11 protein-coding genes are annotated in these 14,794 nt (G+C 41.2%); 6 read left to right on the top strand and 5 right to left on the bottom strand.

Going from position 1 to position 14,794, the window contains the following annotated elements:
* Positions 1 to 133: 133 nt before the first annotated feature.
* Both argC and ACM0OY_RS16675 read right to left on the bottom strand, forming a co-directional pair.
* Positions 134 to 1,192, bottom strand: a complete 1,059-nt coding sequence (argC, locus tag ACM0OY_RS16680) for an N-acetyl-gamma-glutamyl-phosphate reductase (RefSeq protein ID WP_414569960.1) — start codon at positions 1,190 to 1,192, stop codon at positions 134 to 136.
* Complete coding sequence (locus tag ACM0OY_RS16675) at positions 1,179 to 1,460, bottom strand: hypothetical protein (protein ID WP_414569959.1); 282 nt, start codon at positions 1,458 to 1,460, stop codon at positions 1,179 to 1,181. The genes argC and ACM0OY_RS16675 overlap by 14 nt, the downstream gene beginning before the upstream one ends.
* 95 nt (positions 1,461 to 1,555) lie before the next feature.
* Between ACM0OY_RS16675 and ribBA the strand changes: the two genes are divergently transcribed.
* Positions 1,556 to 3,229, top strand: coding sequence for a bifunctional 3,4-dihydroxy-2-butanone-4-phosphate synthase/GTP cyclohydrolase II (gene ribBA, locus ACM0OY_RS16670; protein WP_414569958.1), 1,674 nt, complete (start codon positions 1,556 to 1,558; stop codon positions 3,227 to 3,229).
* 92 nt (positions 3,230 to 3,321) lie between these two features.
* Here the strand turns inward: ribBA and ACM0OY_RS16665 are convergent, their stop codons facing one another.
* Positions 3,322 to 4,191, bottom strand: a complete 870-nt coding sequence (locus ACM0OY_RS16665; protein ID WP_414569957.1) for an N-acetylmuramoyl-L-alanine amidase — start codon at positions 4,189 to 4,191, stop codon at positions 3,322 to 3,324.
* Positions 4,192 to 4,631: 440 nt separating this feature from the next.
* Between ACM0OY_RS16665 and ACM0OY_RS16660 the strand changes: the two genes are divergently transcribed.
* The 3 genes from ACM0OY_RS16660 (at position 4,632) to rpmB (ending at position 8,025) form a co-directional block, all read left to right on the top strand.
* Entirely contained in the window at positions 4,632 to 5,273 is a 642-nt protein-coding gene (locus ACM0OY_RS16660; RefSeq protein WP_414569956.1) for a class I SAM-dependent methyltransferase, read from the top strand.
* A 305-nt stretch (positions 5,274 to 5,578) separates the two neighbouring features.
* Positions 5,579 to 7,570 (top strand): molecular chaperone HtpG, encoded by a 1,992-nt coding sequence (gene htpG, locus ACM0OY_RS16655; RefSeq protein ID WP_414569955.1) that lies wholly within the window; start codon positions 5,579 to 5,581, stop codon positions 7,568 to 7,570.
* Positions 7,571 to 7,788: 218 nt separating this feature from the next.
* Positions 7,789 to 8,025 (top strand): 50S ribosomal protein L28, encoded by a 237-nt coding sequence (rpmB, locus tag ACM0OY_RS16650; protein ID WP_073639460.1) that lies wholly within the window; start codon positions 7,789 to 7,791, stop codon positions 8,023 to 8,025.
* 178 nt (positions 8,026 to 8,203) lie between these two features.
* On the opposite strand, the gene ACM0OY_RS16645 is transcribed toward rpmB, so the two are convergent.
* Positions 8,204 to 8,842: a Uma2 family endonuclease gene (locus ACM0OY_RS16645; protein ID WP_414569954.1), complete on the bottom strand. Its 639-nt coding sequence runs from the start codon at positions 8,840 to 8,842 to the stop codon at positions 8,204 to 8,206.
* A gap of 1,747 nt (positions 8,843 to 10,589) precedes the next feature.
* On the opposite strand from ACM0OY_RS16645, the gene ACM0OY_RS16640 reads away from it, so the two are divergent.
* The gene (locus tag ACM0OY_RS16640) at positions 10,590 to 11,189 is read left to right on the top strand and encodes a helix-turn-helix domain-containing protein (protein WP_414569953.1); all 600 of its coding nucleotides are present in this window, start codon (positions 10,590 to 10,592) and stop codon (positions 11,187 to 11,189) included.
* 87 nt (positions 11,190 to 11,276) lie between these two features.
* Positions 11,277 to 14,372 (top strand): peptidase domain-containing ABC transporter, encoded by a 3,096-nt coding sequence (locus tag ACM0OY_RS16635; protein WP_414569952.1) that lies wholly within the window; start codon positions 11,277 to 11,279, stop codon positions 14,370 to 14,372.
* A 182-nt stretch (positions 14,373 to 14,554) separates the two neighbouring features.
* Here ACM0OY_RS16635 and ACM0OY_RS16630 read toward each other — a convergent pair.
* The coding region (locus tag ACM0OY_RS16630; RefSeq protein WP_414569951.1) for a hypothetical protein at positions 14,555 to 14,794 on the bottom strand (240 nt) is incomplete at its 5' end.

The raw sequence follows: 14,794 nt of genomic DNA, 5'->3' as shown, positions 1-14,794 counted from the left end.
GACTGGGGCAGGGGAAAAGGTTAAAGGGAAAAGGGAAAAGGAATAAATTTAATCTTTCCCCTTTTCCCCTTTTCCCCTTTTCCCCTTACCCTTTCCCTTTCCCCATACCCCATACCCCATGCCCCATGCCCAATTACGGATAAAACCCCAACTTCGGCAACCCCAAGGTTTCATCCCAGCCCATCATCAGGTTTAAACACTGAATCGCTTGACCCGCTTGCCCTTTAATTAGGTTGTCAATTGCTGAAATGACAATCACGCGACCTGTGCGCGGGTCAACTTCTACGCCGATGTAACAAAGATTGCTGCCATTAGCCCATTTGGTTTGGGGATAAACGCCGCTACCGCAGACTTTTATCCAAGGAGAATTGCGGTAGAAGGCAGAGAAAATTGTAATCAAATCGTCTCGCACGAGACCGGGATCGCGCATTGTGGCGTATATGGTTGCTAAAATGCCGCGCACCATTGGGATGAGGTGTGGTGTAAATTGAATCGTCAATTCATGACCAGCTAAGTCACTGCATATTTGCTCAATTTCTGGGGTATCACGGTGACAACCAATGTTGTAAGCTGCAATGGAGTTGTCTGCTTCAGCTAGTAATAAGTTAGTTTTAGCTTGCCGTCCGCTGCCGGATGTGCCAGACTTGGCATCAATAATCGCTGTTTGTGGCACAATTAAGCCTTGCTTTAAGAGTGGCGAAAGTGCAAGCAAACTCGCAGTGGGATAGCAACCAGGACAGCCAATAAGTTGAGCTTCGGCAATGCGATCGCGGTAAAGTTCTGGTAATCCATAAACAGCTGTTACAGCAGTAGAGCGGTCGCTTCTTTCAACACCATACCAACTTGTATAAGTTGCCAAATCACTGAACCGATAGTCTGCACTCAAATCCAGTACTTTACATCCTTTTTCCAACAGTGTGGGCGCGATTTGGCAAGCCAGACCATCCGGTAAAGACAGGAAAACTACTTCACAGCGGTGAGCAATTATTTCTGGTTCTACCGCCTCTATTGGCAGATTAGCTGCATGAGCCAAGTGAGGGTAAAGATCCCCCAAGGATCTTCCGATACTGTTCTCACCACCTAAATAAACCAGTTCGACTTCTGGATGATCCATCAGCAGCCGTACTAACTGTACTCCGCCATAGCCCGACGCGCCAACAATCCCAACGGGTACGCGTCTAAATTTGCCCATGATCCCAAATCCTTATCCCATGAATGGTTAATTCGTTCCCAGCCATCAACATATCAGCCACCAAATCCAGAGCGTACAAAAGAGGACGCGGGGAGGGGGTGACGCGGGGACGCGGCGAAAGAGGAGGACGTAGGGAGGGGGTGACACAAAGACGTGTGGAAATAACTCCCCGCGTCCCCGCGTCCCAAGCGTCCCCGTGTCCCCGCGTCCCCGCGTCTCCATATCCCCACGTCCCCCATAGTGGCAGAAATTTTTGCCATGTTATCAAATCATTGCTAGTCTACTTCTCTGGCTTATAAAGGAGCTACAATCTAAAAGAAGAAATTGTTAAAAAAATTTACGTTGGTAGCTGGAAATTTTTCTGTGTCACAGCCTAAGACTACCCAAGTTTTTCAATTTGATACAATTGATGCCGCCTTGGCAGACCTCAAAGCTGGTCGTGTCATTGTGGTGGTAGATGATGAAAATAGAGAAAATGAAGGCGATTTGATTTGTGCTGCTCAATTTGCCACACCCGACATGATTAATTTTATGGCGGTGGAAGCTAGAGGGCTAATTTGTTTGGCAATGACAGGCGATCGCTTAGACGAATTAGACTTACCCTTGATGGTGAGCAATATTACAGATACTAACCAGACAGCCTTCACTGTTAGTATCGACGCCGGCCCGCATTTGGGTGTGACAACAGGCATTTCAGCCGAAGACCGCGCCCGCACTATCCAGGTTACTCTCAATCCAGCTACAACACCTACCGATTTACGTCGTCCTGGACATATTTTTCCCATTCGGGCTAAAGCTGGAGGCGTACTCAAACGCGCAGGACATACAGAAGCAGCTGTAGACTTAGCTAGGTTAGCAGGGTTATACCCAGCTGGGGTAATTTGTGAAATCCAAAACCCTGATGGCTCAATGGCGAGGTTGCAGCAGTTAATTGAATATGCGAAACACCACAATTTAAAAATTATCAGTATTGCAGATTTAATTAGTTATCGCCTCAAACACGATCGCCTGGTGTATCGTGAGGTCGTTACTAAGTTACCTAGTCAGTTCGGTCAGTTTGAAATTTACGCTTACCGCCACACCCTAGATAATACAGAACATGTGGCGATTGTCAAGGGAGATCCCGCTAATTTCAAAGATGAGCCAGTTATGGTGCGGATGCACTCAGAATGCTTAACTGGCGATGCTTTGGGTTCTTTGCGTTGCGACTGTCGGATGCAGTTGGTAGCAGCACTCAAAATGATTGAAAATGCTGGTCAGGGTGTCGTTGTATACCTACGGCAAGAAGGGCGAGGAATCGGCTTGATTAATAAGCTCAAAGCCTATTCGTTGCAGGATATGGGGCTGGATACAGTGGAAGCCAACGAGCGCTTGGGATTTCCCGCCGACTTGCGAGACTACGGTATGGGGGCGCAAATGCTCATGGATTTGGGCGTCAAAAAAATTCGCCTAATTACCAATAACCCTCGTAAAATTGCTGGAGTCAAGGGCTATGGTTTGGAAGTAGTCGATCGCGTGCCATTATTGATTGAGGCCAATGATTACAATTCTTATTACCTAGCCACAAAAGCTAAAAAGCTGGGTCATATGCTGTTACAAACATATTTGGTAACAGTGGCAATTCACTGGCAAGATGACCCGCAGTTGGTGACAAAACGCTATGAACGCTTAGAAAAACTGCGACATATAGCAAGAAGTCACGATCTATTATTGCAGGAAGAAGCGCGTCCTTTGGCGATCGCTCTATTTGATGAGCCATCTTTAACAATACACTTGGGTTTAGATCAGCCAAAAGTTGCTAGCTGTGATTGGTATCGCCAAACCGGCCATCCTTACGTGCAAGCAATCTTCCAGATTCTAGATAAACTCGCAACTTTACCATACATCCAGAAACTAGAATTTCTGATTTCTTCTGGTTGCGATCCTTTGAGTAATTTACAAGTTCAACTAGATCGGCAGATGTTCTCGGATGGTACACTGCCTTCATCGATTAGCGATCGCTTAGAGACACAGCAAATTTATAGCTTTAGCAAATAGGGACAAACTATGTCCTTATATTGGCAGTCCGTATTGACGGTTGACGGTTGACGGTTAACAGTCATCAGTCAACAGTCAACGCGAAGCTTAATTCATCTATAAATTGGTCTTACCTGGCGGTAAATATTTAGTAAATCTAAAAGCTTGTTACCATCAAAATTAATTGGATCAACTTTTTTACTCGAACGGTCTACTAATTTGTGGGTGGTAATGCGATCTTCTGGAACTTGACTTTGAGCAATTAACCAAGCAAGAGAATTATATTGAGCTTCCGTATAGCCGCTATGGGTTTCTTGGCTGCCACTGTCATAGCTATCTGGTGGTGTTTCTAAAGAAACGTGATAAGCAAAATTATTCACAGACGGAGGCAAAGTTGGATTAGTTTTCACAGTTTCCAAACCCTCGGAACCCTCAAATACTGAGTTAGCTGCACCAAAAGCTCGTTTGTCTGGCGGTACTAGATAAACTACCGTCCCATCTAACTTGATTAAAGCGTGATAACTTGCTTGCACATTTTCATCAGTATGAGTGACTTGAAAAAAATTAATCGCACTGGAAGCAGAATAGCCAGTTTCATGGAGAACGATAATTGGTTGGTTGTTGAGAGGTGTACCATTAACGTCTGTGGTGTAACGTTCTCCATAGTTACTTGGGTCAACTGAGACAATTTGATAATTAGGTTTGTACTGTGCAAAAGCTTGAGTAGTTGCGTACCTTGCTACAGGCTGATTTGTCTTGACTGGGGACTTGAGAACACCCTGAGATTTTTGCTTTGGTTCTTTAGCTGATTGAAATTCCGCTTGCGGATATTGACTCCAGACTGTAACCTCTGGTTTTGATGTATTAGATGTAATTGTATTATTTTCTACTTGTGTTCCTCGTCCAATGAGCAGCACTATACTTAGAGCGGCGAGCATCAGCGAGATGAACATTACTCTAGTCGCCCAGTCTGTAAACCTCATTTTTCTTATACTCTTACAACGATAGATATTACTGATAACTAACTGAATTTTTCACGAAATCTGAAAAACTTCTCTAGAAACCTTTCCAATACAAGAGCTATCCAGTAGTTACGTCTTTCTTAACAATCTGGAAATTTCTATAAGGCGCGTGAAAGTTAGACAGGCAAATTGGCTTGCCTTTGTAGGGTAGTATAGTTAGCTGTACTACGCGATCGCCTATGGTATCCAAAGAAGAATCCTATATACCTTGATTTTAGTGAAAAATACGTTACTAGTATATGTTGGAATCCTAAGTAATTGTTGCAAATGCTTCTTCTGTCTGTGGAATTATTTAAAGACAATCAAAATCATCATGCTGTTATTTTTGCTATTTTTCTGGGAATCCTGTAGTTGTATACTCACTGGATTTGTCACTCCATCAGTCTAGGTAAGCATTATTTATGCAACTCATCACCTCTTTAGATATTAGAAATTCCGAATATTTATCAAAAAATCGCCTTATCAGTTACCACCATCAGTTGCGTCTAATTTTTTCACTGGGTAATCAGGTCAAAAATGTTTTGGAAATTGGGATTTTTAATTCGCTGTTAACAGACCTATTAAAGAACAATGGATACAACGTCGCCACCGCTGATGTTGATCCTAATCTCAAGCCAGATATGATTTTGGATTTGACCACAGATTTTTCTTTGCCAAAAGATAAATTTGATGCGATTGTCTTGTTTCAAGTATTGGAACACTTCCCTTATGAACAGTCAGAACAAGCTTTGAAAACACTTGCACAAGCAACAAAGAAATTTTTGGTAATTTCAATTCCTTATTGCACTCAATATTTGTCATTACAAATCAAAACTTCTTTCTCAGGTAGACCAAGGCATTTATTATTCAATATGCCGAAATTCTGGAGTACAACGCCAGTGTGCGACGAACATTTCTGGGAAATGGGTCTCAAAGGATATCCCAAGCAGCGGATTTTAGACTCTGTTAGCAAAGCTGGGTTAACTGTCAAACAAGAATATATCGATCCCACCTATCCATACCATTATTTTTTGGTGCTAGAAAAAAATACTCACAGTATTTAGGGAGTCGAGAGATGGTGAGGCGAGAGACGGAGGGGAGAATAATAACTCCTAACTCTTGCTTGTAGACGCGATTAATCGCGTCTCTCCTAACTCAGCGCTTTTCATGCTCTGGAAAATTGGGAGTCGGGAGTAGGGAAATCCGAATCATCAAGTGGGGGCAAACAACGCTCAAACAAGCAGCGATCGCTTAAGCTATGCTTTTAAAATCCTAATTGGTATCATGCTCTCTTGTATTCTCCGGGTTTATCCCTGAAAGCAGAGGGCGATATCATCATTTCAGATACTAACATCAAAGATTACGAATCATGTTAGAACAAGGCACTATCAGTATTCATACTGAGAATATTTTCCCGATCATCAAGAAGTCGCTCTACTCAGATCACCAAATCTTCTTGCGGGAACTGGTATCCAACGCTGTAGACGCCATTCAAAAGCTGAAAATGGTATCCCGCGCCGGAGATTATACCGGAGAGATAGGCGAACCAGAAATTGTAATTGCCATTGACAAAAGTAACAAGACGCTTTCCATCTCCGATAACGGTATTGGGATGACCGCTGAAGAAGTCAAGAAATATATCAACCAAGTTGCCTTTTCTAGTGCTGAAGAATTTATTCATAAGTATCAAGGCAAATCCGATCAACCGATCATCGGTCATTTCGGTCTTGGCTTCTATTCCTCCTTCATGGTGGCGCAAAAGGTAGAAATAGATACTCTTTCCTACCAAGAAGGAGCGCAGGCGGTTCACTGGACTTGTGATGGTTCTCCAGCATTCACCTTAGAAGAGTCATCCCGGACAACTCGCGGCACGACTATCACTCTCAGCTTACAAGGAGAAGAGGAAGAATTTCTCGAATCTGCACGGATTAAAAATCTTGTCAAGACTTACTGCGACTTCATACCAGTACCAATTAAGCTGGATGGAGAAGTATTAAATCAGCAAAAAGCACCGTGGCGAGAGTCTCCGAGTAACCTGACTAAGGAAGATTATTTAGAGTTTTACCGCTATCTGTATCCTTTCCAAGAAGAACCACTGTTGTGGGTACATCTAAATACTGACTATCCGTTTATCATCAACGGGATTTTGTATTTTCCGAAAATGAGACCGGATGTAGATGTTACTAAAGGGCAGATCAAGCTATTTTGCAATCAAGTTTTTGTTAGCGATAACTGCGAAGAAATTATCCCGCAATTTTTGATGCCGATGCGGGGTGTGATTGATAGCGCCGATATTCCTTTGAACGTATCCCGCAGTGCATTGCAAGGCGATCGCACCGTGAAGCGAATTGGTGATTACATAGCCAAAAAAGTTGGCGATCGCCTCAAAGAACTTTTCCGCGACAACCGCGAACAATACACTAGCGTCTGGAAAGACCTCGGCACCTTTGTGAAATTCGGCGTCCTCAACGACGAAAAATTCAAAAAACAAATCGAAGACATCATCATCTTTCGCAGCACCGCCAAGCTGACAGAAAAACCTGCTGCCGACACTCCAGCAGTTGAAGTTCAATCTGCTGAAGGGGACGCTTGGCAAGATGTGACTCCTGCTTCCTCCAGTGATGAAAACTCAACACCTACGACTCCTTACACCACGCTGAAAGAATACTTAGAGCGTAACAAAGAACGCCACGAAAACCGGGTTTTTTACAGCACCGATGAAGCTACCCAAGCTACCTACATAGAATTACACAAAAATCAAGGCTTGGAAGTCCTGTTTATGGACTCTTTCATCGATACCCACTTCATTAATTTCCTAGAGCGGGAATACAATGATGTCAAGTTTACGCGTGTAGACTCCGACTTAGATAATACTCTGCTCGAACAAGACAAATCTACGGAAATTGTTGATCCCAAAACCAACAAAACCCGCAGTGAGTCCATCAAAGAGTTATTCGAGAAATCCCTCAACAAACCCAAACTGAACATCCGCACCGAAGCCTTAAAATCAGACGATCCCCAAGGAACACCACCGGCGATGGTGCTTTTACCAGAAATTCTCCGCCGCTTGCGGGAAATGAACGCCATGATGATGCAGCAGACAGCAGAGTTTCCCGAAGACCACATTTTGCTGGTGAATACTGCTCATCCGCTGATTCAAAATCTGGCGCATCTCAGCCAAGGTAGTATCATTCAAGGTGATGGCGAATCACCTACAGATCAGTTAGTAAAAATGATTTGCCAACACGTCTACGATTTAGCGCTGATGTCTCAAAAAGGCTTTGACGCTGATGGCATGAAATCTTTTGTTGAGCGATCGAATGAAGTACTTACTAAGCTGACAGAACAAGCTAGTAAGTAGTTGGGCATGGGGCATGGGGCAAGCAGGGAGTGTGGGAGGTGTGGGAAGAAGGGAACGGAAAGAGGGGGAAATATAAATTCTATTTCCCCCACACTCCCCACACCTCCCCATCTCCCCATCTCCCCATCCCCCCATCTTCCCATTCCCCTCTCCACTTCTGTTGCCTAAGCCCTAAAATGGAAAGGCTGTATTAAAATAACAATCTGGAGATAGTTTTTATGTCTCGTCGCTGCGACTTAACTGGTAAAAAGGCAAATAACGCTTTTTCTGTTTCCCACTCCCACCGCCGTACTAAACGCCTTCAGCACGCTAATCTACAAGTAAAGCGTGTTTGGTGGCCAAGCGGAAATCGCTGGGTGAAATTAAAGCTTTCTACTAAAGCAATCAAATCCCTAGAAACTAAAGGGATAGAAGCAATGGCAAAAGAAGCTGGTCTTAACTTGAATCATTACTAATTTACTTGGATTTATAATCTGAAACTTTTGTAGAAGAAAATACAGGTGAGTTATGGGGTAGCACAGCAGTTGCTACCCTATTTTTTATATTTGGAATGGTGATGGCGGTATTTGAAGACGCGATTTATCGCGTCTCTATATGAGGGTTTTGGGTTTACATGGACTGTATTGATTATTGTTATATGTGCTTTTGTACCCAAAGACGAAAAGCCTTAATTGTTACATTTCTGCCTGATATTACACTTTGTTCAAGATATTTGGGAATTACTTCAATTAGTGGAAATAAAGGAAAGTTTAAGCTTTGCTGAGACTCTACATAATGACCATCTCGCAAAATATTAATTTGGAGCTTTCCTCGTTCAAAACGCCAAAGTTCAGGCACTTTTAGTGCTTGATAAATATTAGGATGAGTCCGAGAAGTAATATCAATTTCTAAAGCTAAATCTGGAGGCGGGTCTACTGTTAAATCTAGTCGCTTCTTCCCGCGAACCTTCGATTCATTTTTTATATAGAAACACTGGTCGGGTTCTATACCTTGAACCATTGCTTGGTTTTTGAAAGTCGTAGAACCAAGGCTGATAAACTCAGTATTTAGTTCTTCTAGAAGTGCTTTGAGTAAATCGCTAATAATTTCTTTGTCATATTCATGTTCTGGCAGTGGTGCCATAATCTCTAATGTTCCCCTGTCATAAGCAATTCGGGCTGCACGGTGTTCCCCTAATTCCTCTAGAATTGTTTCCAATTCCTGCCAGGTTACATCTTGCACTAGCACTCTTTGTCCCGGTGGAACATGGATGCGCTTTAGTTCCAACAACATCATCTCCACTCCCAGTAGCTCAAACCTAAATTTAGCTTACTCCAGTTGGCTGAGGGGCTGTGACAATTTTTGCGGCTTTATCGCTTAAATACGCTACAGCTTGTTGTTGGCGATCGCGTGCTTAAAAATCTTCATAAAATATATGTATAAGCTCGGTTAAACATATATAAGCGTTGATTAAAGAAAAAAACCTCTGGAATCTCCAGAGGCTTCGGTTCCTGATTTAGTTTCTATTTGTTACTACAAATCGTCCTGAGTCATTTCCTGATATGTGAAGAAAATTATTTAGTTTACAGCCTGAATACTGCTTGGTGTGGGCTGTAACCGTGATTTTTACGTTGTGGATAGTGCCTAATACCAGATGCTGTCCTCCTGTAGTGCAGCACAACACACCTTGAATTATTAACGATGGCTTACTTATTTCTAATGTTTTGCGCCAACCTAAATTATTTTCATTCTCAAGATAGATACAGATATGCCAAATATAGCAGATAGTAATTTACATAGTTTTCTTACTATGGACAGATGTAAATCTAGGATAAATTTATGAAATAACTGCATTTTTAGACCCATTTTTTAACAAACAAGAAGTTAAATATCTTGTAGTGTTTATTGATAAAAATTTTAAATTATAGATTATTATTTCAACAAAAATTTAATAAATAAGCTATTGCTTCTCAACAAATATCAATTGTAAAATTTCAATAAAGTTATTATCAAGTTTCTACAAAAATATCATATTTTTTGTAAAAACTCTTGACTAAATCCTGGATTATTTTTAAATAAATAACAGTGGATGAAAATAAAGATTGAATAACTGTCACTTTTTTGTTGAGCTTTTATTTCAGAGACGTTCAAATCTATCACTATCTGCTGATGAGAAAGTAGCTAGTTGTAGGATACTATAAGAAATAGATTTGTATTTACACCTGACCTTGAATGTTTTTAAGTTTCAATTTACCAAACAAGATTCAATCTCTTGTCGGTAATTAAAACTATTAAGTAGTTAACCTGTAAAACTGTATTGCAGAATTTAGTAAAATTATCAAAATAAGGGCTACCCTAAGGCTCGAAAGTGTTTGCCTATTACCATCAACCAGGGGCGAATGGTTTTAACCAGTACCATTATTGCACCGGGCTTCAGGAAAGTCTGTCAAATTCTAGGCGTTAACCAGTGAAGAGTTTACTGGTTCTAAGTGTTTTACCATTAACTGCTATTTATCAAGGCACATAAAAGTTATGTCTAAGTTATTACGCTTTTAAATTGCATAGTCATTTCCTAAGTTTGTTGGCGTTTGACAGTTAACTGTCAAACGTCAACAGCCAACACGAAAAGATATGCAAGTTATATGCATGACAGCTTAATGAGCATATTTTGTCAAGGCTGTTTACTATTTGCGAGCTATCTTACTTTTGCCGCTTGAGAGTGCAGTCTATAAGCAAAATTTTGCTGAATTGACATAATAAAAACTCACGTAATATGCCTCAGGCTTTTGAGATATTTTTTTCCAAGTAAAGACCATTAACGCCTAGCTTGAAGTATTAAAATCTGAGCAAAAACAGCAGAAATCTTCCTATTTTTTCAAAAATTAGGGAGTAATAGCGTTAATTACACACCATCACAATATTTAATCAACCTTTTAGGACTAATTTCTTTTGCAGTTTTTATCCTTTTTTCAGAGTTTAAAAACAGTTGCAAAAGATAAATTTGCCCACATTTGATAGTTGACGGCAACTGGTAGAAACTATGTCAGAATATTCCGGTCAAGACAAGGCTATTGAAAGCTATGACATGCACGAGAGCAAGTTTTTAACGCCTTTTCAGCGCAAAGCATTGCTGAAAAATTTGCAAGCTAATTTACAGGCAGAATATCGTCGGCGGATTGAAATTATGTTGCTGGCGGATATGGGTAAATCTCAAAGCCAAATTTGTGAGATTTTAGGTTGTTCACAGGAAATGGCGCGATACTGGATTGGGATAGCAGAAGCAGGTATGGCGCACAAATGGAATGAGCGTCCTATTGGTAGACCCAAGACTGTGAACGATCGCTATATTGAACGTTTGAAAGAATTAGTAAATAATAGCCCACGTGAATATGGCTATGCATTTAGTTATTGGACAGCACAATGGTTGAGCAAACATCTAGCAAATGAATTTGGTATTCAAATTACCGATCGCCATATTAATCGTTTACTAAAACAAATGGGGCTTTCCACTAAACGTAAAAACAATCAGCCACAAGAAACTGACCAAAATAAGGATGCTGGCATTACAATCTCCGATTTGCAATCTAACTCCGAAGCTAGTATGCATTGGTCTTTTAATCTAATTCAGTCTAATAACTAAACTGTCATTAGTCATTTGTCATTTGACTAATGACCAATGACTAATGACTAATGACTAATGACCAAATACAGTTTGGGAGGATAGAAAATGCCATCAGCGTTTTCTCGGCAATATTTAGCTGAACAACTCACCCAAAACTTGGGTGAGTCGCTGTCAGATGAAGTACTTCAGAAATGTCTCAGAGTACTGGAAATTATCGAACCACCAGTAGCAAAGCAGTTTTGGGAGGCAACTACAGCCGAGCCAGGAATTTATATCATTCTGAGTGGTAAAGTTAGACTGCTGGATAGCTCTAATAACTTAATTACTACCCTTTTTTCTGGATCATCATTTGGCGAGTTGACTTTATTTCCAGAACATAAATTCAGTTCTTATGTTGCTAGAGCTTCGGTAAATTTAAAGCTTTTTTGTATCAGACGAGAAATTTTAGAAGAAGTAATTTCTACATTGCCTAGCATTGGCGATCGCCTTTTAAAACGTGCAGAAACTTGGGATTTACTGCTGTTATGTTGTCGCAATTCCTTAATTAGTCTCAATGGCTCTGTGGAGGAGATATTTAAAGCATTCTCCCTATTTCATCGTCACGATTTAGAGAGTGGTTCTCCGATTAATAACCTCATCAAAGATAATCACCTATGGTTAATCCATCGCGGAGAAATACAAGACTCTAATGGGCGAAGATTGACACCCGGAAACATCTACCTAAATCCAAAAAATGGAAGTTGGCAAGTAGTTCAACCCACCATCGCTTACAGTTTGAGTAACGCTGATTGGCAAGTAGCAGTACAACACTGGTCACAATTAGCAGAGTTAATAGATTTTCAAGAACGTCAAGTTGAAATTCAGAGTCGGGAGTCGGTAGAGACAGGATTAATCGCGTCTGTGGGGAGTGGGGAAAGTTTTAACCAATCGCCAATGCCAAATCCTCAATACCCAATTCCCAGCATTGAGCCGAAACAAAAGCAAAATAGACAACGAGCCTACTTTCCTAGTCCAACAGTGACGGCAGGGCACTTTTTAGGACGTTTGACCAAACGTTATCCGTTCTTTGAACAACAAAGCGCCTCAGACTGTGGTGCATCTTGCTTGGTAATGATTAGTCGCTATTGGGGTAAGCGCTTTAATGTCAACCGCATACGGGATTTAACTAACATTAGCCGCAGTGGCGCATCAATGAGGGGTTTAACAGCAGCCGCAGAAAGTATTGGCTTTGCTACCCGTCCGGTAAAAGCTAGTTTAGATAAATTAGCACAACAATCTCTACCAGCGATCGCTCACTGGGAAGGTAAGCACTATGTTGTTGTCTATGAAATTAATAAAAAGCGCGTGATTATTGGCGACCCCGCCATTGGTCAACGTAGCCTTACCCATAGCGAATTTAAAAAGGGTTGGACTGGTTATGCCTTGTTATTACAACCCACAGATTTACTCCGAGAAACCGACGAAGCAGTTACAACATTTTGGCAGTTTTTTGATTTAGTAAAACCCCACTCCCAAGTATTGATAGAAGTGTTTATCGCTTCGGTATTAATTCAGTTACTTGGACTTGTGACACCTTTATTTACTCAGTTACTATTAGACCGAGTGATTGTCCAAGGTAGTACCTTAACTTTAAATGCCGTTGGTTTAGGATTACTAATTTTTAGTTTTTTTCGGGTTGCTATCACTGGACTACGGCAATATCTACTAGACCACACAGCAAATCGCTTGGGATTATCGCTGATGGTAGGTTTTATTAAACATACTTTTCGCTTGCCCCTAGCTTTTTTTGAGTCGCGTTATGTTGGTGATATTGTCTCTCGCGTCCAAGAAAATCAAAAAATTCAACGGTTTCTAACTGGAGAAGCACTTTCTATCGGCTTGGATTTACTAACAGTATTTATCTATGTAGGATTGATGTTTTGGTATAGTTGGCAAATGGCATTATTAAGCTTAGCAATTATACCGCCGTTTGTCTTATTGGCGCTCATAGCTACACCTTTCTTGCGCCGCATCAGCCGCGAAGTTTTTAACGCCTCAGCCAACGAGAACAGTTATTTAATTCAATCTCTCACTGGTATTCGCTCAGTTCGCTCTATGGCAATTGAGCAAACAGTACGCTGGCGTTGGGAAGAACTGTTAAATAATGTCATTAAAAAGACTTTTAGCGGACAGATAATTGGTAATCAACTACAAATTTTTAGTTCCGGTATAGAAGCCCTGGTAACTACAGGATTACTTTGGTTTGGTGCATGGCAAGTAATTCAAAATCAACTGACTATCGGACAATTGGTAGCCTTTAATATGTTGTTAGGCAACATCATTAGACCGTTTCAAAGGCTGGTTGTGCTCTGGAATCAATTACAAGAAGTGATTATTTCCACAGAGCGGATTAATGATGTCTTGGAAGCAGAACCAGAGGAGGATTTACAATATCAACCGCGTCAGACTTTAAGTAGTTTACGTGGTCATGTAATCTTTGATAATGTAACTTTTCGCTATCATCCAGAAAGCGACATTAACGTATTAGAAAATCTCAGTTTTGAAATCAAAGCTGAGCAAACTGTCGCAGTCGTAGGGCGTAGCGGTTCTGGTAAAACAACTCTCTCAAAATTGATTTTGGGACTATACCCGCCGACAGATGGTAAAGTGCTGATTGACGCTCAAGATGTAACTAATATTTCCTTGCAATCGCTACGTTCTCAAATTGGTGTTGTTGACCAAGATACATTTTTATTTGGCGGTACAATTCGCGAAAACATCAGTATTGCTCATCCAGAAGCCTCTCAAGAAGAGGTAATTGAAGCAGCACATTTAGCAGGGGCAGATGAATTTATTCAGCAAATGCCAATGGGCTACGAAACCCAAATTGGCGAAAGTGGCGGTATGTTATCTGGTGGACAACGCCAACGTTTAGCCATCGCTCGTGCTTTGCTAGGAAATCCCTCTTTCTTAGTATTAGATGAAGCAACCAGTCACTTAGATGCTGAATCTGAGCGGATTATTCAGAACAACTTCAAAAAAATTCTTCAAGGACGCACAAGTTTAATTATTGCTCATCGTCTTTCTACGGTGCGTCATGCTGACCTGATTTTAGTCTTAGACCGGGGAATTCTAGTCGAAAGCGGTACTCACGATCAATTAATCGCCAAAAAAGGTCATTATTTCTACCTTAACCATCAACAATTGGCGCAAAAGGCTTGACGGTAACTGGAAATTAAGGGACGAGGATAATTAAAGGTTTCCAAATAAAAAACACTCGACTTTTCTTGTGGGGTGGGCGTCTCGCCCGCCCATAAGGCAATACGGTTCAGTTAAGGATAATTATAGGTTGGGTTGAACTGAAGTGAAACCCAACATTTCCGGGGTTTGTTGGGTTTCGTTCCTCAACCCAACCTACGCAGCTTAAGGTTTTTGGCACTAACTAAACTGTATTGGCCCATAAGGAAGGGCGGACAAGATGTCCACCCCACAAGATTGGATAATTTATTTGTTGGTAATCCCTCAGATACTCGTTCATCCACCTCAGATACTCGTTCATCCACCTCAGATACTCGTTCATCCACCTCAAATACTCGTTCATCCACCTCAGATACTCGTTCATCCACCTCAGATACTCGTTCATC

This window comes from Nostoc sp. CCY 9925, from assembly GCF_963920935.1.
Taxonomy (GTDB): domain Bacteria; phylum Cyanobacteriota; class Cyanobacteriia; order Cyanobacteriales; family Nostocaceae; genus Nostoc.
This window is presented reverse-complemented; position numbering and strand designations above follow the sequence as displayed.